Below are 20,700 nucleotides of genomic sequence, written 5' to 3' on the forward strand. Positions count from 1 at the left end.
CCAAATTGGACATGTTTTACTGGAAGAGATATATTTTAAGAATAGATTCTGATTAAAGAATCAGCTCAAATGAGCTTTTGACGAAGGAGGATGAACCTTGTGGCAACTGAAGTAAATGAAACCATTCAACTCATTAAAAAGCTAGTCTCAATCCCAAGTCCTTCGGGAAATACTGAGAAGGTGATCGGTTTTGTAGAGAGTCTCTTTAATGATTGGAATGTGGAAACGAAGCGAAATCGAAAGGGTGGCTTAATTGCTACGATCAAAGGGGATAACGACAAAAATCACCGTATGCTAACAGCACATGTTGATACGCTTGGTGCCATGGTGAAGGAAATTAAATCAAATGGTCGCATCCGCCTTGCTTTAATAGGTGGATTTCAATATCACTCAATTGAAGGTGAATACTGTGAAATTGAAACAGTTTCTGGACGTACATATAGTGGAACGATCTTAATGCATCAAACTTCTGTTCATGTGTATGAGGATGCGGGGAAAGCAAAACGAAATCAAGAAAACATGGAGGTTCGTCTCGATGAAAAAGTCCACAATGCTGAGGATGTAAAGGCACTTGGTATTCAGGTTGGTGACTTCATATCATTTGATCCAAGAGTCGAGGTGACACCATCTGGTTTTATAAAATCAAGACATTTAGATGATAAGGCAAGTGTGGCATTGTTACTCCGTCTTATCCATCGTATACAAACAGAAAACATCTCTTTGCCGCACACCACACATTTTCTTATCTCAAACAATGAAGAAATTGGTTATGGTGGCAACTCTAATATTCCTGAAGAGACTGTCGAATATTTAGCGGTGGATATGGGGGCAATTGGAGATGGTCAATCAACTGATGAATATAGTGTGTCCATTTGTGTTAAAGATTCAAGTGGTCCCTATCATTATGGATTGAGAAAACACTTAGCGGCTCTAGCAGAAGATAATGCCATTGAGTATCAGCTTGATATTTATCCTTATTACGGCTCGGATGCTTCAGCTGCCATACGTGCAGGCCATGACATCATACATGGACTGATTGGACCTGGGATTGATGCATCACACGCTTTTGAAAGAACACATCAACTTTCACTTAAGCATACCGCAAATCTCCTTTATCACTATGTAAAATCAAATTTGATTTCATAACGCAAAAAAGAACCCAAATAGGGTTCTTTTTGTCATTAGCTTGAAAGCTGTGTTGGCTCTAATGTGTCTTGTCCAGTCATGACACGATGACCTTTTTCAGAATCATATTGTCCTTCCCATTTAGACATCACGACAGCGGCAAGTGCATTTCCTGTCAGATTGACAACGGTTCTAGCCATGTCCATGATTCGATCAACACCAGCAATAAAGGCAAGACCTTCAGCTGGAACACCAATTGTCCCTAATGTGGCAAGAAGGACTACAAATGATGTACCTGGTACAGCAGCCATTCCTTTTGAAGTAACCATCAATACAAGAACTAGCGTCAGTTGCTGTACAATTGTTAAATCAATGCCATACACTTGTGCAAGGAAAAGAGCAGCGATGGCCTGATACAAGACAGAACCATCTAAATTAAACGTATAACCGATCGGAATAACGAAAGAGACGATTCCTTTTGGGCAACCAATTCTCTCCATTTTATCCATTACACGAGGCAATACCGTTTCAGAACTGGACGTACTGAAGGCTAGAAGCATTTCATCTTTCATATAAGCAAGGAATTTGAATATGTTCACACCAATGATTTTTCCAATAATGCCAAATACGACAATGAGGAAGAAAAAGAGCGCAAAATAAACAAGACCTACAAGTTTACCAAGAGAAATAAGGGATTCTAGACCAAACTTAGACACAGTGACACCAATCAGAGCGAATACCCCGAATGGAGCTGCTTTCATGACGATATTAACGACATGAAACATAGCATGTGAAACCCCTTCAAAAAAGGCGAGTACAGGCTTCCCGCGTTCACCGATAGCAGATACCCCTAGTGCAAATAACACGGTAAAGAAAATGATGGCAAGCAAATCACCCTCCGCCAGTGATTGGAAGAAGTTCGTCGGAACGATATGAAGGAATGTATCAGCAACTGATTTGCTGCTTTGCTCTTTCTCCGTTTCAACATATTGACTAATATCTTGTTTTTCTGTATTTCCGAAATCAACACCTGTTCCAGGCTGGAAGAAGTTTGCAAGCACTAGACCGAGAATAATGGCAAATGTTGTGATGATCTCAAAATAAAGGATGGTTCTGAAACCAAGTTTACCAACTTTTTTCCCATCTCCGGCACCAGCTACACCAAGAATCAAGCTGGATACAACGATCGGAATGACGATCATTTTAATCAATCTTAAGAAAAAGTCGCCAATAGGTTTTAAGTATGTTTCGACTCCCGGGTTACCAAAGAAGATAGCACCTACAACAACACCGAGAATAAGACCGATTAGGATTTGAGTAGCCAATCCAAATTTTAATTTTTTCATAGAGTTCCTCCTAACATTTTCATTAAAGGGATGTTCCCACCATATAAGTTTGGATATTCGAATTTAAAGTATAACTAAATTTTAAGAGGTTCGTCTATCAATAAATTATATTAAGAAAATACAGAATTTTTTTAAAAAATAGACACTTAGACTTCTTTACGTCACTTAAACACAATAAAAAGTGCCTTCAGAACTAAAAGTCATCATATAAAAACACTAAAAAACCCTTTCGTATCAGTGACTTTACCTTTATTCCTATTTTTCACGAAAAATAAAAAGCACTTTTGACTCCATCTAGAGACGGAACCCAAAAGTGCTATTAATATCTAATTATTTCCTCATTTGAGATAACTTACTTGTGAGCAATCCTCACATATATTACCGTAACACTCATGTTGTTCAGCCATATCATTTCCACAATTGGTGCATTTTTTTGAAGGCAAATTTCTAAAAAATTCAGTGATTTTCCCTAGCATTTGTCATCCCCCAATTCGTTTTGTTGTTCATATTGTATTATAACAGATTATATAATGTCAATCTGTTTTGTAACAATAAGCAAGAAGAATGCTTTTTTATTGAAAAATGGGTATATTGTTAGGAGAGGATTTTGAAGAAAAGGAGGATGGAACCACATGAATTTGACAGTGATTGGATGTTACGGAGGATTTCCAGCAGCAGGAGAGGCAACATCAGGATATCTCCTTGAATCAGGTGGTTTTCGGCTTTTAATAGATTGCGGCAGCGGTGTATTATCCAAGCTTCAGCAATACATTGATATTGAAGAATTAAATGCGGTCATTCTTTCTCATTATCACCATGATCATATTGCTGATATTGGCCCGCTTCAATATGCAAAATTAGTTGGCTACCACTTAGGGAAAAGCAGTGGTTCGCTCACCATTTATGGTCATGCTGGTGATCAGGAGGCTTTCTCAAAATTAAGTCATGACATACATACGAAGGCAGAAGCATATGATCCTTCGCAGTCGATTCAAATAGGTCCATTCCATATTAAATTTTTGAAAACGGTTCACTCAGCAGAATGCTATGCGATGCGTATCACAGATGGAAAACATGTGATTGTCTATACGGCAGATTCCAGTTATCATGAAGCATTTATCCCGTTTGCAAAAGATGCTGATCTTCTCATTGCTGAAAGTAATTTTTATGCAGGCCAAGACGGGTCAGGCGCTGGACATATGAATAGTACAGAAGTAGCAACGATTGCAAGAGAAGCGCAAGTAGGCGAACTCATCATCACACACCTGCCACATTTCGGATGGCATAAAGACCTAGTAAATGAGGCGAAGGCGTTATATACTGGCAATGTACAGCTTGCTCAATCAGGGCTTAGATGGAACAAGGAAGGAAGATAAACATGCTGTTTATAGATAATGAGCAAAATGATGATCCAATGATTAATCTAGCAATTGAAGAATATTGCTTAAAATATTTAGACCCAGAAGAAACGTATTTGCTGTTCTATATCAATCAACCATCCATTATTATCGGAAAAAATCAAAACACCATTGAAGAAATTAACACAAAATATGTTGAAGAAAATGGCATTAAGGTTGTCCGTCGCCTGTCAGGTGGTGGTGCAGTGTACCACGACAAAGGAAATTTAAACTTTAGCTTCATCACTAAGGATGATGGTGATAGTTTTCATAACTTTAAAAAGTTCACAGAGCCAGTCATTCAGGCGCTTGAGAAGCTAGGAGTAAAAGCAGAATTAAGCGGAAGAAATGACATTATGGCAAGTGGACGTAAAATTTCTGGTAATGCACAATTTGCAACGCGAGGTCGCATTTTTAGCCATGGAACCCTCTTGTTTGATTCGGAAATTGAACATGTTGTATCAGCACTGAATGTAAAGAAAGAAAAAATTGAGTCAAAAGGAATCAAATCCATCAGAAGCCGTGTAGCAAACATAAGTGAACTGATGGACAAGAAGATGACAACAGAAGAGTTCAGACAAGTCTTATTAAGCTATATTTTTGATACAGAAGGACCCGTACCACAATATAAGCTAACCGAGGATGATTGGAAAAAGATACATGAAATCTCGAATGAACGTTATCAAAAATGGGAGTGGAACTATGGACGCTCACCAAAGTTTAACCTCCAGCATTCTAAGCGATATCCAGCAGGCTCTATTGATCTCCGCCTTGAAGTGAAGAAGGGGACGATTCAGGATTGTAAAATCTTTGGAGACTTCTTTGGTGTAGGTGACATTTCAGATATTGAGCAAAAACTAATCGGCCTACAATATGACCCTAAATCAATCAGTGATGCACTAGAGGACATCGAGATGAAACATTACTTTGGGAATGTATCGAAAGAAGATTTCCTTGATTTGATTTATTAATCAGGCTACGAAAAAAGCACTGTTAAGAGATGCAGTGCTTTTTTTGATTCACAGAAATGAAAGCGTATGACATTTGACCTTGTGAATTTTTCGATTTGTCCAGTATAATAGAAAAGTAGAATGTTTGGCCATGGAATGAATGGTTATTCATTCATTTTACAATGAGTAAGGGGTGGGAGAATGAATTTGATATCGAATCTCAAGCAGACGGCTAAGACATGTGGTGAAAAAATAGCCTTAGTGTTTGAGGAAAAGAACATAACCTATCGTGAACTGTTTATCCATGTGGAACACTTTGCAGATGGGCTGATAAGCGAAGGATTTAAAAAAGGTGATCACATTGCGCTTATTTTAGGAAATTCACCACACTATGTGATATCTTTTTTTGGCGCCTTGAGAGCAGGACTTGTTGTTGTCCCAATTAATCCAACGTACACACCTAGTGAAATTGGCTACATGCTGCAAACAGGGAATGTGAAGGGAATTGTTGCGCATGATCAGCTATTGCCAGTCTTTGAACAAGTGTATGAAAAGCTTCCTGCGATTGAACGTGTGGTCATTTGTTCAGAAAATGAAGAGAGCTGCCGGTCTAGTATAAAAGAAGTGGAGGAGAAGCTTGCGTTTTTTGGACATCTCGTATTAGGAAACGTAGCATCAGTAGATCATCCCAACATTAGGGCTGATGATACGGCTGTGATTTTATTTACATCGGGCACAACCGGAAAACCAAAGGGGGCAATGCTGACGCATACAAATCTCTTTTCAAATGCAAGAGATATTGCCGATTATTTATCAATAAATGAGAATGATAAGGTCATTGCCGCACTTCCGATGTTTCATGTGTTTTGTCTAACAGTATGTATGAATGCCCCACTTCTCAATGGAGCAACAGTCTATGTCATTCCACACTTTAGTCCATCTGAGCTTTTAAAGATGATGGAAGTAGAGAAACCGACTTTATTTGTAGGAGTTCCAACGATGTATAACTACCTATATCGTCAAGAAGGGCATGATGAAGCGATGAAATCAGTAAGAATTTGCATTTCTGGTGGCGCTTCTATGCCTGTCGCACTTCTTCATGGATTTGAACAAAAATTTGGCGTTACCGTGCTTGAAGGATATGGTTTGTCAGAGGCTTCACCGGTAACTGCATTTAATCCACTAGATGGAAAAAGAAAACTAGGTTCTGTTGGCACAGATATCATGAATGTTAAAAATAAAATTGTTAACGAGCTAGGAGAAGAAGTAGGACCGAATGAAGTTGGAGAATTAATTGCGAAAGGCCCGAACATTATGAAAGGATATTACAAATTGCCAGAAGATACAGAAGCAGCACTTCGAGATGGCTGGCTATATACCGGAGACTTGGCAAGAAGAGATGAAGACGGATATATTTATATCGTCGATCGAAAAAAGGATATGATTCTTGTCGGCGGCTATAATGTGTACCCAAGAGAAGTAGAAGAAGTCCTTTACAAGCATGAGGCAGTAGCAGAAGCGGTAGTGATCGGAGTTCCAGATCAGCAAACTGGAGAGGCTGTCGTTTGCTATATATCCCCTAAAAAAGATGCACACATCACTCAAGAAGACATCATCACACATTGTTCGCATTATCTTGCAAAATATAAGCAACCTCAAACCATTCATTTCATAGAAGACATTCCAAAGAACACAACAGGTAAAATTTTAAGAAGGGCGTTGAAAGAAAAATATCAAACAGAAAAAAGTGTTTAAAAGAGAAGGGAGTCTCATGAAGAGGCTCCTTTTTGAATGGCATCTTTTAATTGCTTTTTGAAGGAAATAGAATGTTCTTTGTTTAGTTCATAGTAGGTGCCATCTACTAAAAAAACAACCTGTGGACGGGTTGTCCAAAGCTGAAATGAAGTGCCATTTGTTCTGCCAAACATCACTTTTGTTACATAATCGGGATGAATGAGCTTTTTTTGAAGGTTGCTCCCAGTTTGTCTTCCTTTATTCAATAGCTCGACTAAATCTTCTACAGTATCTTTGTCTTCAATTTCGTAGGATATTGTTGGATTGGTTTGCTGTAGCAGTAGTTTTTCTGCACGGTTTTCATCAAAAATATCACCTGTTCGACTGAATACATAAAAAAAAGTAATGAGCAGAAGTCCAAAAATTACAATTCCTAAAAGAATTTTCCTCATATCCATCCTCCAACTACCTGTTTTACCAATAGGTTCTCCGTTACTTGACGAACATAATCATTTTTTTGCGTGAAGCCGTTTGTTATGAGTCATGCTATGATGGAGCAATATAAGACAGGTTCTAAATGAAAAAATGTTGAATTACAATATAGATAGCAGGTAAGAAAGGGGCAGAAATATGCGTAAATGGATTGTTGGGGCATCTTTAGCATATGTGCTATATGGTCTTACTATTTATTCTTACTTATTTTTAACTGGAGATTCAGTTGTGCCTGAGAGTGTAGCGGGGACAAGTGCTGATCCTTACACCTTTATGAGCCAGCATGAGCTGGTGATTAGTGAGGATTATTCTAAGATGAGAAATTTTTTATTTTTCATTGGGATTCCGCTTGATTGGTATGTGTTTTTTATTCTTTTAATTACGGGTTTCTCACGTAAAATAGCGGATTGGAGTTTAGTTGCTGCGCGTTTTAGAGTGCTTAGTGGACTGGTGTATGTTTTTGTTCTGTCTCTTTTAACATTGATTGTCACCTTGCCAATTAAATGGATTGGCTACAGAATCTCCTTACAGTACGGGGTATCTGCGCAAAGTACGGGAAGCTGGATAAAAGATCAAACCCTCGATTTTTGGATAAGCTTTCCGCTTCTTGCCCTCAGTGCAATTGTATTCTTTTGGCTTATTCAAAAGAAACGTAAGTCTTGGTGGTTTTATGCATGGTGTATGACAGTACCTGTCACACTGTTTCTGTTTTTTATCCAGCCTGTTGTCATTGATCCTTTATACAATGATTTTTATCCACTCAAAAATGAGACGCTTGAGAAAAAGATATTAACGTTAGCAAAAGAAGCAAACATACCAGCAGATCATGTTTATGAAGTGAACATGTCAGAGAAAACAAATACGATGAATGCTTATGTCACTGGTATTGGTGAAAACAAGCGAATTGTATTATGGGACACAACGCTTCAAAAGCTAAAGGATCGTGAAATATTATTTATCATGGCACATGAAATGGGTCACTATGTAATGAAGCATGTATATATTGGGCTAGCAGGATATTTACTGCTCTCCTTTGTAGGTTTTTTTATGATCAATCAAATCTATTTTCGTATTGTTGAAAGGGGAAAAAGAGCATTTAAGCTCAAGTCAGCCCATGACTTTGCAGCGTTTCCAATTTTGTTGATCATCGTTTCTGTGCTTTCTTTTGGAGTTTCACCGTTTACAAATGCAATATCAAGGCATCAAGAGAAGGCAGCAGATACGTATGCGATTAAGCTCACAAAAGATGGAGAAGCAGGTGTGACTTCTTTTCAAAAGTTGGCGAAATCAGGACTAACTCAAGTGAATCCTCCGCTTTTAGTTAAGATTTTCCGCTACGGACACCCAACAATGATGGAAAGAATCATTCAGATGGAAGAAGCGGCGGAAAAAGAAAAAAAACACAAGTGAATACACATAAAAAGTCCGGCTGACAAGAGCCGGACTTTTTTAGAAAGAACTAGTTTGATGCTGCTTGAGCATTGATTAATCCCTTGCCATAATAGAACGAGCTACCAAGCGGTGTAGCTGTATTTTCTAAACGTTGACGAACCTGAGTGGTCGAAAGGTTTGGATATTTTGATAGGATAAGCGCTGCTGCTCCAGCTACATGTGGAGATGCCATAGATGTACCAGTGTAAGATGTGTAGCCGCTACTTGGAACTGTACTCAATACAGACGTTCCTGGTGCAGATACATTTAGTTCAGGACCAGCACTAGATGAAGAGTTTCTTACATTGTTACTGTTAACATTTGCAACAGCGATGGTAGAATCATACTTTGCAGGGTAGCCAACAGTGCTTGTAGAGCCAAAGGAACCTGAGTTTCCTGCAGCAGCAACTACAACTACTCCGCGTGCATTGGCTTGATCAACCGCATTTTTAAGTGCTGTTGAACCAATTTCTCCACCTAGACTCATGTTAATAACACGCATGTTATTAGCAACAGCCCATTCTATACCACTGATGATCCAGCTATATTGTCCGTCACCATAACGGTCAAGAACTTTTACAGCATAAAGGGATGCATTTGGCGCAACACCGAGAACACCAATTGTGTTATCAAGTGCTGCAATTGTTCCAGCAACGTGAGTTCCATGTGATTGAAAATCTTGAGTGGCATTTGGTTCTGAAGGGACGAAGCTTACACCGCCAGCTACGTTTAAGTCAGGATGTGCAGCGTGGATACCTGTGTCAAGAACGGCTACTCTTACATTTCCACCTTTGTAGCCTTGAGCGTGAACAGCTGGAGCTTTAATTTGAGGGATTCCATAAGGGACAGTTTGTGCATATGCTTCTGCTTTGTGATCTTCTTCCACGTATGCAATGCTAGGATCATTTTTTAATTCTTTTGCTTCTTGATCTGTCATCGTGACTTGTGCGGCATTAATGAGGCGATATTGCTTTTCTAGTTTTCCACCGTTTTGAGTAATAGCACTCTTCTTGGCGCTATTTGTAGTAGCAGAGGCTTTGAAGCCAACAAGATAGCTTTTCTCATGATCTGTTTTTGCTTGTGACTCCGCATTTGCCACAGGTCCACCGAACCCCGCTGAAAAAACGAGCGGAACTGCCAAAAATAAACCCAGCATTACATTTTTCTTTTTCACTAACTCAACACATCCTTTTTTCTTATTTCAGAATAATCACACTTAAGCCTTCGGGATGAGAGGTTGGATTATTCTGTATTTTCAGTTTAATAGAACTAGGTAAATAAGAGTAGACCCGTTTTTTTGTGAAAGTCCTAGAAGAAATTAGGTGAATAAGTCCCTTGGAAAATATAGTTAAATATGTTTAGGGGAGATTATTCGATTTTTCTTGTTAAAAAAGGAGTGTGCCGATTTTCTTACTGAAGATTTTGTGAAAAAATTCGATACACGAAATGATCAAAAATAGGAGAAAATACTTATGGGGTATTTCGAATTTCGAGATGAAAAAATATTATTTCATAAACGTTTTTCATACAAAAAGAGATCCACTCTGGAAGAGCAGATCTTTTATGAAGGGGAGTACTAAGATAAGTGGCTGCTTACATTGTAGTCGTGGACAGTCCACTTATCTTCTTTCCACTCGATATGATTTAAGCATGCGTTTACAAGTCTCGTATGATTCAGATCGACATCTTCATTTGAAAGCAATGAAAGCAGTGCATGTATGGCTGCGCCATGTGCAACAATGCTCACCTTTTTATTCGGATATGTATCTGCCACTTTTTGAATGCCTTGCTGTAATCTTTCCTGGAGTGCTTCAAGTTTCTCCATGTTTGGATACTGTTTATCAAAATAAAGTATTTGGCGCTCTTCAAATGACATTCCTTCTGCATCCCCATAATCACGTTCGATAAAGTCATCCATGATCACTATAGGTGCATGAACATGTTGGCGAATGATCTCTGCTGTTTGCTTTGCGCGTGTCAATGGACTTGATATAATGACATCCCAGTGTGATTCCTTTAAGTAAAGACCCGTTTGCTCTGCCTGTTGTTTACCTGTCTCATTTAAAGGAATATCGGTCCGTCCCTGAAGTCGTTTGGCTGAATTCCAATCTGTTTCACCGTGTCTGACTAGACAAATGGTCGTCACTTAATCCCCACCTTTTCTATTTTTCTTCTATTATACTAGAAGAAAAATAGAAAAACTAATTTAGCGGTTTGTGAGCTGGGTTAAAGATTCCACAGAACTTGCTACTTGTGAGACGGTTTCGTTCACATCTTTTAAATCATTAAGGAACGTTTGTAGGTCATTTTCGATCTTACCATTTTGATTTTTGCTCACATTCATACTGCTCACAATCTCATCAAACAACGAGTTGATTTGTGTCATTTTTTCTTTACTGTCCGTTACAAGCAAATTCACATCAGCGATATGATGTGAGACAATACTAATTTGAGAATTTGTATTGTTTACAAGTTCAGATACAGTTGATACCGTTTTCTTTGTTTCTTCTGATAGCTTGCGGACTTCATTTGCAACGACAGCAAATCCCTTTCCATGTTCACCTGCCCTAGCTGATTCAATTGATGCATTTAATGAAAGCAAGTTTGTTTGCTCGGCAATTCCTGTGACGATACCAAAAATCTGTTCAATTTGTTTTGCAATTTCTTCTAGTCGCTTGATTTCTGTTTCGATTTTCGTCATACTGCCATCAATTTGGTTCATTTGTGTTTGTTGAACCTCTAACTCTTTTTTTCCGCCAATTGATTTTTCTTCCACCTGTGCAGAGATTTTTGTGCCTGCCTGTGACATCTCAGCCATTTCATCAGACTTTGAGACAAGTTGATCAACTGCATTTGTTGTATGAGAAAACAGTGAAGCAAGCGAGTTAGACGTTTCAGTAATTTTCGTGTGAAGCTCTTCTTGTTGTTGTTCAGCTACATCACGAATTTTAGAATATTCATTTTGAAATGTATCTAATACGAGTTGCTGTTCTAAATTCAATATTTTGGTTGTAGCTTGTACGGCTGCCTGATATTCTTTGAAATCATGGATATGTTGGGCAAATAAATCCATGATGGATAACAAGAGGTCTTGAAATGCTGCCATGTACCATTTTGGCTGAAGACCGATACGCAAGTGAACTTGTGCAATTTTAATACGCTTGGCAATATATGTTTCGTCAATTATACCTGCAAACATTTCACTGATATGAATGCGAAGTGTCTTTTTTAAACGATCGACGGAACTGTTGTCTTGGATAATGTGCATTAATGACTCTTCAATTTCTAAGTTTTTATAAAACTTGTCGACAATGCGTTCAATTGCCTCCTGTACAAGCGGATTTAACTGTTGTAGCAGATGGAGATCCTTTTGATTCAAATCAATCATTTCGATCTGTCTAGCGATGTCAGTATTCTTCGCAAGATTGATTCTTTTTGTTAGATCCTCCTGCTGAGTGAAAAAAGCAGTGGTTTTTCTTTTTGCTTCTTTTTTAAATAACAATGTTATGTCCTCCCATAATCATCACAAATATCGGACTTTATATTTTTATCGGTTAATTATGGTTTTTTTAAAGGTATTTTTAAAATTTTCACTGTTCTTTATATGACCTTCTTAGTGGTTTTTTGGCTGGCCCTTTTACCACTTCTCCAGTAATAGAAAATCTTGATCCATGACATGGACAATCCCAAGTACGATCACTATGATTCCAAGATACTTCACATCCTAGATGGGTACATGTTGTATCTACTATAAACAAGCTGCCATCTTGATCTTTATAGGCACCACAGCGCTTGTGCTCAAAAGAAATGACTCCACCTTCACCTGGATTTAAATCATCAATGTTCTTTTCAGGATGTTTCAGCTTACCGGAAATGAGTTCGGAGGCGACATTGGTATTTTCTTTAATGAATTCCTTAACGAATGGATCTGGAATAAAACGTGAAGGTGTATATATGGTTTCGTATGAGTTTTGTTTTCCTTCAATTAGGTCACTAATTAAATTAGCTGCAACGTGGCTAGTTGACATTCCCCATTTTCTAAATCCAGTTGCAACAAAGATATTCGATTTGCTTTTGGTGAGCTGACCGATGTAAGGAATTTTGTCCATTGTCACCATATCATGTGTGGACCACCGATAGAGTACATCTTCAATTCCAAGAGCATGGTCACCGAATGATTCTAACGCCTTGTAGTGCTCAACTTCATCTTTTCCTTGCCCTGTTTTGTGCCCTTCACCGCCAATTAACACAACTTCTTGCCCTTCTAAATAAGCGGATCTGAGGGAGGTAGCTGGCTGATCAATTCCAAGAAACATTCCTTCTGATAATGGCTGTTTTGTTTTAGCAGCGACGACATATGATTGCTCAGGGTGCATGCGTGTAAAGTATAGCCCTTTGCCATCATAGAAAGGAAAATGTGAGCATGAAACAATAAAACGACCTGTCAAATGAAAACCTTCTTTTGTGATCACAGAAGGTCTATGTCCATTTTTGACATCTGTTGCCGTTGTTTGTTCAAAAATACGTACCCCACGCTCCATCAGCTTTTTTACAAGTGCGTCTAAATACAGAAGTGGATGAAACTGTGCCTGTTGCTTCATCGCAAGTGCTGCTTTCACTTTGAGATTGACAGGAATCTCTGTGAGCCATTCGCGATCAATCCCAAGCTTTTGATAGGCCTCTAGCTCTTTCTTGAGCTTCTTTACGCCACTGTCCTCCGTTGTGTATAAATACGCATCCTTCCATTCAAAATGGCATTCAATTTGTTGATCGAGTATACGAGCGTGGATTTGTTCTTTCGCTTTTTCGTTTGCCTCTACGTATAAACGGGCTTTTTGCATGCCGATATGCTGAATCAGTTCGTGGTAATAAACATCGTGCTGTGAAGTGATTTTTGCTGTTGTGCGCCCAGTTGTACCCTGTAAAAGGCGTTCTGTCTCAATCAAAATAACTGATAGACCACGTTCTGTAAGCTCATATGCAGTCGCAATCCCAGTGATTCCACCACCAACGATGATGACATCCGCAGTTAAATCCTCTTCCACAGATGGGAATGAATGGTCCATCTGTTTAGCTAGCCATAATGATGCCGCTTGATCCTTCCTTTTATGTTCGTGATCCATTTTTGCCGCCTCCAGTCTTTTGTTGTGTATAATTTTTCCACAAAGCTAAAAATCATACATTTAAATAAGTGAGTTGCGACTTGATACATAAAAAAACCGTTGTCTCATAAAAATAGACAAGATATGAAGAAAGGAGTGGAAATGCATGTCTACAAAACAACCGAAAAAAACGTTACCACCGCAGCACCAAAGCGAACGACCTGGTCTGGAATATAAAATGAATCCTAGACCGGTATTTGATAGAGTGAGGCAAGAGAAAAAATTAGCTGGAAAAACAGCTATTGTGACTGGTGGAGATAGTGGGATTGGGAGAGCGGTTTCCGTTTTATTTGCAAAGGAAGGGGCAAATGTTGTCATTGTGTATTTGAATGAGCATCAAGATGCGGAAGAAACAAAAGCATATATTGAAAAAGACGGGGGTCGCTGTATACTGATTGCAGGTGATTTAGGGGATGAAGCTTTTTCTCATGAGATTGTGAAAAAGGCAAAGGATGCTTTCGGTTCCATTGATATACTGGTGAACAATGCAGCAGAACAGAATCCGCAAAAAAGCATCGAACATATTAGCGCACATCAACTGTTACGTACGTTCCAAACAAATATTTTTGCGATGTTTTACTTAACAAAAGCAGTGCTACCACATTTGAAAAAAGGGAGCAGTATTATTAATACGACATCAGTGACAGCCTATAAAGGGCACGAAACGCTCATTGATTATTCATCGACAAAAGGAGCGGTTGTTACCTTTACAAGATCGTTGTCACTGTCCCTGATTAAACAAGGAATCCGGGTAAATGGTATAGCACCGGGACCGATCTGGACACCACTGATACCATCGACGTTTACTGAAAAAGAAGTATCTGAATTTGGCGGAGATGTCCCAATGGAACGACCTGGTCAACCAGTCGAGCTTGCACCTAGTTATTTATTTTTAGCAAGCGAGGATGCGTCATATATGAATGGACAGATCTTACACGTGAATGGAGGAACGATTTTAAATGGCTAAACAACAAAAAACTTGCGGCAAAGAGACAGCTTTCGTCTCTCCTCCGCAAGTGAAAAATTAGAAATTATTGATGTAAGCAATGTTCTGCATATTGAGCTGATAGGTCGAGGAATAATTTTTCATCACGTTGATCCAGCGCCTTATCAATCTCATCTCTAAGGAAGGTTAAGCGCTGTTTGTAAAGCGCCTCATCTAAAACCATTTGAATATAAATGTCTAAAATCGTGACGCCATTTTCTTCGGTTCTTTGGGTGTTACGGGACTTCATGAGCTCAGCGTACGTTTTTTTCTCTTTCATAAAGAATCCCCCCGATGCCTTTTTTATAGTATATGGATTGGCGGCAAAAAAATCAATAAGAATTTATAATTTTTAGACAATTTATTTTTGATCAATATCGACAGCCCTTGTCCCATCGACAAAAAAAGACACAATATAAAAAATGTTTTTAGCTAGATCGAATGAACTAAAATATTCTACAAAAAGAATATTTTCAATAATTTTGAAAAAAATCCTGTCGTTTCTTATAGGTTGGTGATAGATTAATAGTATTCGATAACCAAAAATTAACACAGGAGGAAGTTCAGTGTCAGAAACAAGCGAAACACCACTAGATTCATACGTCATTAATCAAAGTACAATGGCGATCCTTCCAATAGAGGAAGGAAAGAAAATTTATTCAAAAGTAATGGAAAGAGACAAACGTTTTTTCGTCGAATTAAAGCCGCTGCAAATTATTGAACGTAGCTGCAGATTCTTCGGGTCAAGCTATGCCGGCAGAAAAGCAGGGACATATGAAGTAACAGGTATTTCACACAAGCCTCCGATTGTCATAGACCCATCCAACCACCTTTATTTTTTCCCGACGTTTTCATCCAATCGCCCGCAATGTGGTTGGATCTCCCATAAATATATCGAAACCTTCCAAGAAACGTCCCTTGGTGACACAATTGTCACCTTTGCCAACGACCAAATGATTGAACTTGAAGTCTCTTATAAATCATTTGAGAGCCAGGTGCACCGAACGGCGTATCTTCGCACGAAATTTCAGGATCGTTTGGACGGAGGACTTCCAAAAAAACAGGAATTCATGCTGTATCCGAAGGAACAACAGCTAAACCTCGTCTATGATTTTATCTTAAGAGAACTTCGAAACAGATATTAAGGTGGACCAGTGGTATGATGCCGCTGGGTGATTGCAGGGGCAGAAAGAAGATATAGATAGAATTAAAAGGGGGGGGCAGTCGGACGCTATGATAAGGTGATCCCGGTAATGTGGTTGGATCTGTCTACATCCAATGTAAACGTCAAAAGCCATCTTCGATTCCTATAAAAGAGATACGGTGAATGGTGATGTATTTTCAAGAAAGCATTGGATGAGACTGTTGTCGCCTCCATCTTTTGGAATGGTTTTGTCACTAAAACTGATACAGTCACAACGAAGACGGCAGTCATTAGGAATCATCTAAACATTTTATAATCAAGTATGGTGATAGTATAATAGAAATTGACAATATTTTGTTCCTATTCAAAATCCAAGTGATTTATATTTCAATACGAAGAAATGGAAGCCGGCTATACTTTGAGATATAATAAACCATCCATAAAACAGGTAGAACAAATAAATTAGGTATCTTTGAAAGGATGATTGTGGTGGTTAAATCAGATAAAATCTCCTCCTGAATACATGAAATAAATTCAGGAGGAGATAAGAAATGTTTAAAAAAATAGATGAAAATTACCCGCGAAAAGAGCACTTTAATCATTATATGACGTTAACACGATGCTCATATAGCCTAGTTATCGATCTAGACATCACTAAATTGTATTCAATATTGAAAGAAAGAAACCTGAAAGTATATCCTGTACAAATTTATTTGTTAGCAAGAGCTGTGCAAAAAATACCGGAATTTCGGATGGATCAAGTTAACGATGAACTTGGTTATTGGGATATCCTTCATACAAGTTATACTGTTTTAAATAAAGAAACAAAGACATTTTCAAGTATTTGGACGCCTTATGAAGAAAGCTTTTCTAAGTTTTATAAAAGTTGTTTAGCGGACATTGAAACATATAGCAAAAGTAGCAAACTATTTCCGAAACCTAATATGCCAGAAAACATCTTTAATATTTCAAGTCTTCCTTGGGTTGATTTCACTTCTTTTAATCTTAACCTATTTACAGAAGAAAGCTATTTACTACCAATTTTCACATTAGGAAAATTTAAGATGAAAGAAGAAAAAATAATTTTGCCAGTTTCGATTCAAGTACATCATGCTGTTTGTGATGGCTATCATGTCGGTCAATATAGCCAATACTTGAGATGGCTTATAGAGCATTGGGAAGAGTGGTTAAACGGTTAATTGTATATATCTTAAACTCCAGGGGAAATTTCCCAATAAGTGTTGCAAGGAAAGTTTTAAAAAAAGTGAAAGGCAGGCTTATACGAGTCTGCTTTTTTTGTTGTGTGAAGAAAATGTAAATGTGCTAAGGCTATATTAGTGAGAGGTTTTTATGAAAGTAGAGATTTAGAAGAGGAATTTAGCTTTCCATTCTATCTATTGTACCTAGTGCTTCAGCTTATGTAAGTCATTCTGAAGGTGTGAGAAATAAAGACAGGAAAGAGAAAAGATGAAAACTTCGGTGCTCTGAAAAATGTTATATATCGTCATCAAGTCTCTAAGGTGAAAAGGTCTTTTTTCATTGATGATTGTAGTATCGTCTTGTAGTCTTTCCGATTAACCTCTTAAATCGGAGTGCGTCATGTTTTGATACGTTTAGTTTAAGCTGTTTATTTTGTTGTCAATGTGCACAGCAAGATAAACAGCTTTTGTTATATAAAAAAATATACAAATGAGAATTATTTATTGACTTTTATATAAAAAAATATAAAATTTAAGTGAGATAATCATTTTTTGTATAAAAAATTATATATTTTGTGAAACCAAAATAGACTGGGGGAAAGCATCTATGAAACCGATTCATTCTCATGATTTCACTAGCGGTTCAAGGCAAGCTGTGCCGAGGTTGGAGCATACTGGAATCTTATGCATTTCAGCTCAATCAGCCATTAACCCTGTTACGGGTAAGGCTCCTGCTGGAGGCATCAGGGAGCAAGCGGAGCAGGCTCTACGAAATTTAGAAAATGAGCTTCAAACCAACTTTTTACATAAGCATGATGTCATCATGTGTAAAGTATATACACCAGATGTTGCTTATTGGCCTGCACTTAATGAAGTATATGCTCAATTTTTTGAAGGTCATCAACCAGCTAGAGTCGTTGTCCCTACAAATCAATTATCTAGCAATAGCCTTGTTGAAGTTGAGGCAATTGTTGCATTGAAGGAAAAAGGATAGATGGGATGTGGAGAACTTGATACACATACACCTGCTCTGTTAATTGACAAAAAAGTGATGCTGTAGAATCTCTTGTCTATTGAACAATATGCTGATCGGAACAAAGTGAGTTTAAGCGCCCCCATACGAAAACACATAACCTTGCAAAACTGCAGGAAGGGCTGAGGTTATGGCGGCAAATGGCTTAACAAACATCTTCATTGCAAACGAAATCGTAGGAAAATCCAATATAAAACAAATTCGAAATCTATCAGAGAGGGTCGATATCTCCTTTGGAATTGATAGTATTGAACAGCTAAATGAAATCGAAGAGGTGTTTCAAGGGGCTCAGTCAGGCAAAAGCACAGGTTCTTATTGAGATTGAAGTTGGTGTAGAGCGGTCTGGCATTATTGAAGAAAGCGATTTTAGCTTATTATTACAAGCTATCAAAAGGAGTCAACATGTACACCAGATGGTGAAGTGGTGGATGACTATTGAATGAATGTAAAGGAAAATTACAATAACCGAAAAATAGAGGTGGAACTGTTGTCAGAAGTAAAAAAAATATTAATGAGTTATGTTCCAATGGCAAAAACCGTTGCAAACATGTTCGGTTCAGCATGTGAGGTCGTCATCCACGATCTTACTCAGCCTCAATCGTCCGTTATATTCACGATCAATAATCATGTAACAGGCAGGCAAGTTGGTCAATCATTTGATCATCTTGTCAAACAGGTTCTCTTGTCAGAGGAATTTCAGGATGATTATTTAGCAGGCTATGAATTTAAAACACCTGATGCTCGCACAATTAAGGCATCAACTACACTTATTAGGGATGAAAACGATCAGGTCGTTGGTGCGTTTTGTATTAATTACGATATGAGTCTAGCACATCACGTCAAAGAAATGATGAATCAACTGATCCCAGGATTCTCTACAGAATTGCCTGGAGAAGACATGAAAGAAAAAAAAGACCCGATTCAAAGTGTAGTAGACATTGCGGATCAACTAATTGAACAAATCATTTCGAGTAACCAAGCTCCTTTGACAAAGCGGCATGAAAAAATTGAATTGATTCGTTTTATGGATGAAAAAGGGATCTTTTTAATGAAAGGATCGGTGGATAAAGTAGCAGAAAAATTGGGCATTTCAAAGGTAACGGTGTATAGCTATTTAGATGAGATCAAAAAGAAAACAAAAGATTCACATGAAGGAGATTTTCAATGAGAAGTGTGACGGAAGCTGGAAATCTGAAATCAAATGGTCATTATTCATTAGCTATGGTTCATCAACATACCGTCTACGTATCTGGACAGTTTTCAATTGATCCTCTGACACAAGAAAAGAAGTTAGGTACGTTTGAAGAAGAGATGCTTCAAACGCTGCAAAATATTGAGCTGATTGTCTGTCAGGCTGGCAGTAATAAAAAACAGATAGTACAAGTCATTATTTATACACCACATAAAAACCAACAATCACAGATCATGCACATTTTCAATGAATTTTTTAGTGGGCTTCAACCACTCTGTTCCATTGTTACAACAAATGAATTACACTACGGCTTTCAATTGGAAATCGAAGCAGTTGCGTATATTTCTAAATAAAACTTACACAGTAGGGGGCAGTCATGATGAAAGAACAATATGAATGTGCATCATGTGGTACTACATATCCAATCATGCCACACATTTGGACATGTGAATGCGGAGGGATGTTGAATGTACAAAAGAATAAGAGCTCATTTACGGCTTCCCACATACGCGGAGAGCTTCCAGGCATGTGGAGATATGTTAGTGCCATGCCTTTTGATGCAGACTCAAGTGTTTGGCAGCAGGTGACAATGGGAGAAGGGAATACACCTCTTGTGAGATTAGCGCAAGAAGAGCCAAATACGTTTGTGAAAATAGACTATATGATGCCCACCTTATCATTTAAAGATCGAGGTGCCGCTGTCTTAATTGCGAAGGCAAAGGAATTAGGAGTACGTAAAGTGATAGCAGATAGCAGTGGAAACGCAGGTACATCTATTGCGGCTTATGCAAAGCGTGCCGGAATCTCCTGTGATGTTTTTTTAAGTGAAAATACTTCACCGAAAAAAATGGCACAGGTAAAAGCCCATGGTGCAAATATTCGTGCGATTAAAGGATCTCGTGAGGATGTAGCTCTTGCTGCACAAGCTGCAGTTCACAAGGAAAAAACGTTTTATGCAAGCCATGTATATCAGCCATTTTTCTATGAGGGAACAAAAACGTATGCTTATGAAATTTGGGAGCAATTAAAAAAAGTACCTGATACATTGATCATACCTGTTGGGAATGGTACGTTATTGTTAGGCGTTTACTATGGCTTTCGTGAACTGTTAGAGCAAGGTCTTATTACACAAATGCCAAAATTAGTCGCAATCCAAGCTGAAAATTGTGCACCACTTGCAAAAGCATATGAACAGAAAAAAAGGGATGCTAAGCAGGTAGAAAACAAAGGGACATTGGCAGAAGGAATTGCAATCGCAGCGCCTGCACGCTCTAGGCAGATATTAGAGGCCGTTCAAAGAACGAATGGACAAATACTCACAACGACAGAGGATGAAATAGCAGAAGCACAAGCAGTGTTAGCTACAAAGGGCTTCTATGTTGAATTAACAACTGCGGCAAATTATGCAGGGTATCTCAAATACCAGCGACAATCTCATGAAGTTGTGGTCATTCCTCTATGTGGTGCAGGATTAAAGTCTGTAACGTAACTGATCGACTAAAACGACAAT

At 38.3% G+C, this 20,700-nt stretch carries 19 protein-coding genes and 2 pseudogenes; 13 read left to right on the top strand and 8 right to left on the bottom strand.

The features are described 5' to 3' along the window. Positions 1-99 precede the first annotated feature (99 nt). The gene (locus ACQKEZ_RS11140; protein WP_427300794.1) at positions 100-1,146 is read left to right on the top strand and encodes a M42 family metallopeptidase; all 1,047 of its coding nucleotides are present in this window, start codon (positions 100-102) and stop codon (positions 1,144-1,146) included. A gap of 35 nt (positions 1,147-1,181) precedes the next feature. On the opposite strand, the gene ACQKEZ_RS11145 is transcribed toward ACQKEZ_RS11140, so the two are convergent. Together ACQKEZ_RS11145 and yhfH are read right to left on the bottom strand one after the other, a co-directional pair. Next, on the bottom strand, positions 1,182-2,471 hold the full coding sequence (locus ACQKEZ_RS11145) for a cation:dicarboxylate symporter family transporter (protein WP_427300796.1): 1,290 nt from the start codon (positions 2,469-2,471) through the stop codon (positions 1,182-1,184). Positions 2,472-2,809: 338 nt separating this feature from the next. Further along, the gene (yhfH, locus tag ACQKEZ_RS11150; RefSeq protein WP_427300797.1) at positions 2,810-2,947 is read right to left on the bottom strand and encodes a protein YhfH; all 138 of its coding nucleotides are present in this window, start codon (positions 2,945-2,947) and stop codon (positions 2,810-2,812) included. Positions 2,948-3,103: 156 nt separating this feature from the next. Between yhfH and ACQKEZ_RS11155 the strand changes: the two genes are divergently transcribed. From ACQKEZ_RS11155 to ACQKEZ_RS11165, 3 genes are all read left to right on the top strand, one after another. Then, positions 3,104-3,847, top strand: a complete 744-nt coding sequence (locus tag ACQKEZ_RS11155; protein WP_427300799.1) for an MBL fold metallo-hydrolase — start codon at positions 3,104-3,106, stop codon at positions 3,845-3,847. 2 nt (positions 3,848-3,849) lie between these two features. Further along, entirely contained in the window at positions 3,850-4,839 is a 990-nt protein-coding gene (locus tag ACQKEZ_RS11160) for a lipoate--protein ligase (RefSeq protein WP_427300800.1), read from the top strand. A gap of 180 nt (positions 4,840-5,019) precedes the next feature. Then, entirely contained in the window at positions 5,020-6,573 is a 1,554-nt protein-coding gene (locus ACQKEZ_RS11165) for a fatty acid--CoA ligase family protein (RefSeq protein ID WP_427300801.1), read from the top strand. Positions 6,574-6,587: 14 nt separating this feature from the next. Here ACQKEZ_RS11165 and ACQKEZ_RS11170 read toward each other — a convergent pair whose 3' ends face one another. Next, on the bottom strand, positions 6,588-7,004 hold the full coding sequence (locus ACQKEZ_RS11170; protein ID WP_427300803.1) for a sporulation protein: 417 nt from the start codon (positions 7,002-7,004) through the stop codon (positions 6,588-6,590). A 178-nt stretch (positions 7,005-7,182) separates the two neighbouring features. Between ACQKEZ_RS11170 and ACQKEZ_RS11175 the strand changes: the two genes are divergently transcribed. Continuing rightward, positions 7,183-8,454: a M48 family metallopeptidase gene (locus tag ACQKEZ_RS11175; protein WP_427300805.1), complete on the top strand. Its 1,272-nt coding sequence runs from the start codon at positions 7,183-7,185 to the stop codon at positions 8,452-8,454. A 49-nt stretch (positions 8,455-8,503) separates the two neighbouring features. Here the strand turns inward: ACQKEZ_RS11175 and ACQKEZ_RS11180 are convergent, their stop codons facing one another. The 4 genes and pseudogenes from ACQKEZ_RS11180 to ACQKEZ_RS11195 all read right to left on the bottom strand — a co-directional run bounded on the left by ACQKEZ_RS11180 (position 8,504) and on the right by ACQKEZ_RS11195 (position 13,598). Continuing rightward, positions 8,504-9,649 carry a S8 family serine peptidase gene (locus ACQKEZ_RS11180; protein ID WP_427300807.1) on the bottom strand — a complete coding sequence of 382 codons (1,146 nt, stop codon included), beginning with the start codon at positions 9,647-9,649 and terminating at the stop codon, positions 8,504-8,506. A 402-nt stretch (positions 9,650-10,051) separates the two neighbouring features. Then, positions 10,052-10,621, bottom strand: coding sequence for a histidine phosphatase family protein (locus ACQKEZ_RS11185; RefSeq protein ID WP_427300808.1), 570 nt, complete (start codon positions 10,619-10,621; stop codon positions 10,052-10,054). 60 nt (positions 10,622-10,681) lie between these two features. Next, positions 10,682-11,977, bottom strand: a pseudogene (locus ACQKEZ_RS11190) (globin-coupled sensor protein); the annotation flags it as partial. Positions 11,978-12,065: 88 nt separating this feature from the next. Next, a complete protein-coding gene (locus tag ACQKEZ_RS11195; protein ID WP_427300810.1) occupies positions 12,066-13,598 on the bottom strand; it encodes an FAD-dependent oxidoreductase in 1,533 nt (510 codons plus the stop codon). 145 nt (positions 13,599-13,743) lie between these two features. On the opposite strand from ACQKEZ_RS11195, the gene ACQKEZ_RS11200 reads away from it, so the two are divergent. Further along, the gene (locus ACQKEZ_RS11200) at positions 13,744-14,604 is read left to right on the top strand and encodes an SDR family oxidoreductase (RefSeq protein ID WP_427300811.1); all 861 of its coding nucleotides are present in this window, start codon (positions 13,744-13,746) and stop codon (positions 14,602-14,604) included. A gap of 64 nt (positions 14,605-14,668) precedes the next feature. On the opposite strand, the gene ACQKEZ_RS11205 is transcribed toward ACQKEZ_RS11200, so the two are convergent. Next, entirely contained in the window at positions 14,669-14,902 is a 234-nt protein-coding gene (locus ACQKEZ_RS11205) for an IDEAL domain-containing protein (protein ID WP_427300813.1), read from the bottom strand. 286 nt (positions 14,903-15,188) lie between these two features. Here ACQKEZ_RS11205 and ACQKEZ_RS11210 point away from each other — a divergent pair, with 286 nt between their 5' ends. From ACQKEZ_RS11210 to ACQKEZ_RS11240, 7 genes and pseudogenes are all read left to right on the top strand, one after another. Further along, the gene (locus ACQKEZ_RS11210) at positions 15,189-15,767 is read left to right on the top strand and encodes a competence protein ComK (RefSeq protein WP_427300815.1); all 579 of its coding nucleotides are present in this window, start codon (positions 15,189-15,191) and stop codon (positions 15,765-15,767) included. Positions 15,768-16,317: 550 nt separating this feature from the next. Continuing rightward, positions 16,318-16,965: a type A chloramphenicol O-acetyltransferase gene (gene catA / locus ACQKEZ_RS11215; protein WP_427300817.1), complete on the top strand. Its 648-nt coding sequence runs from the start codon at positions 16,318-16,320 to the stop codon at positions 16,963-16,965. Between the two features lie 607 nt (positions 16,966-17,572). After that, positions 17,573-17,959 carry a RidA family protein gene (locus ACQKEZ_RS11220; RefSeq protein ID WP_427300818.1) on the top strand — a complete coding sequence of 129 codons (387 nt, stop codon included), beginning with the start codon at positions 17,573-17,575 and terminating at the stop codon, positions 17,957-17,959. Next, positions 17,960-18,405: pseudogene (locus ACQKEZ_RS11225) on the top strand (alanine racemase); the annotation flags it as partial. It abuts the gene before it with no gap. 80 nt (positions 18,406-18,485) lie between these two features. Beyond that, positions 18,486-19,166 (top strand): helix-turn-helix transcriptional regulator, encoded by a 681-nt coding sequence (locus ACQKEZ_RS11230; protein ID WP_427301904.1) that lies wholly within the window; start codon positions 18,486-18,488, stop codon positions 19,164-19,166. Beyond that, positions 19,163-19,543, top strand: a complete 381-nt coding sequence (locus ACQKEZ_RS11235; RefSeq protein ID WP_427300820.1) for a RidA family protein — start codon at positions 19,163-19,165, stop codon at positions 19,541-19,543. Before ACQKEZ_RS11230 ends, ACQKEZ_RS11235 begins: the two co-directional genes overlap by 4 nt. Before the next feature lie 26 nt (positions 19,544-19,569). Further along, positions 19,570-20,679 (top strand): pyridoxal-phosphate dependent enzyme, encoded by a 1,110-nt coding sequence (locus ACQKEZ_RS11240; protein ID WP_427301906.1) that lies wholly within the window; start codon positions 19,570-19,572, stop codon positions 20,677-20,679. Positions 20,680-20,700 lie beyond the last annotated feature (21 nt).

This window comes from Bacillus sp. NPDC077027 (genome assembly GCF_050269555.1).
Lineage (GTDB): Bacteria > Bacillota > Bacilli > Bacillales > Bacillaceae > Bacillus.

Excerpts from the sequence above, each read along its gene's own strand:
- ACQKEZ_RS11145 (WP_427300796.1), bottom strand. The coding sequence starts at position 2,471 with ATGAAAAAATTAAAATTTGGATTGGCTACTCAAATCCTAATCGGTCTT.
- yhfH (WP_427300797.1), bottom strand. The coding sequence starts at position 2,947 with ATGCTAGGGAAAATCACTGAATTTTTTAGAAATTTGCCTTCAAAAAAA.
- ACQKEZ_RS11155 (WP_427300799.1), top strand. The coding sequence starts at position 3,104 with ATGAATTTGACAGTGATTGGATGTTACGGAGGATTTCCAGCAGCAGGA.
- ACQKEZ_RS11160 (WP_427300800.1), top strand. The coding sequence starts at position 3,850 with ATGCTGTTTATAGATAATGAGCAAAATGATGATCCAATGATTAATCTA.
- ACQKEZ_RS11165 (WP_427300801.1), top strand. The coding sequence starts at position 5,020 with ATGAATTTGATATCGAATCTCAAGCAGACGGCTAAGACATGTGGTGAA.
- ACQKEZ_RS11170 (WP_427300803.1), bottom strand. The coding sequence starts at position 7,004 with ATGAGGAAAATTCTTTTAGGAATTGTAATTTTTGGACTTCTGCTCATT.
- ACQKEZ_RS11175 (WP_427300805.1), top strand. The coding sequence starts at position 7,183 with ATGCGTAAATGGATTGTTGGGGCATCTTTAGCATATGTGCTATATGGT.
- ACQKEZ_RS11195 (WP_427300810.1), bottom strand. The coding sequence starts at position 13,598 with ATGGATCACGAACATAAAAGGAAGGATCAAGCGGCATCATTATGGCTA.
- ACQKEZ_RS11200 (WP_427300811.1), top strand. The coding sequence starts at position 13,744 with ATGTCTACAAAACAACCGAAAAAAACGTTACCACCGCAGCACCAAAGC.
- ACQKEZ_RS11205 (WP_427300813.1), bottom strand. The coding sequence starts at position 14,902 with ATGAAAGAGAAAAAAACGTACGCTGAGCTCATGAAGTCCCGTAACACC.
- catA (WP_427300817.1), top strand. The coding sequence starts at position 16,318 with ATGTTTAAAAAAATAGATGAAAATTACCCGCGAAAAGAGCACTTTAAT.
- ACQKEZ_RS11220 (WP_427300818.1), top strand. The coding sequence starts at position 17,573 with ATGAAACCGATTCATTCTCATGATTTCACTAGCGGTTCAAGGCAAGCT.
- ACQKEZ_RS11235 (WP_427300820.1), top strand. The coding sequence starts at position 19,163 with ATGAGAAGTGTGACGGAAGCTGGAAATCTGAAATCAAATGGTCATTAT.
- ACQKEZ_RS11240 (WP_427301906.1), top strand. The coding sequence starts at position 19,570 with ATGAAAGAACAATATGAATGTGCATCATGTGGTACTACATATCCAATC.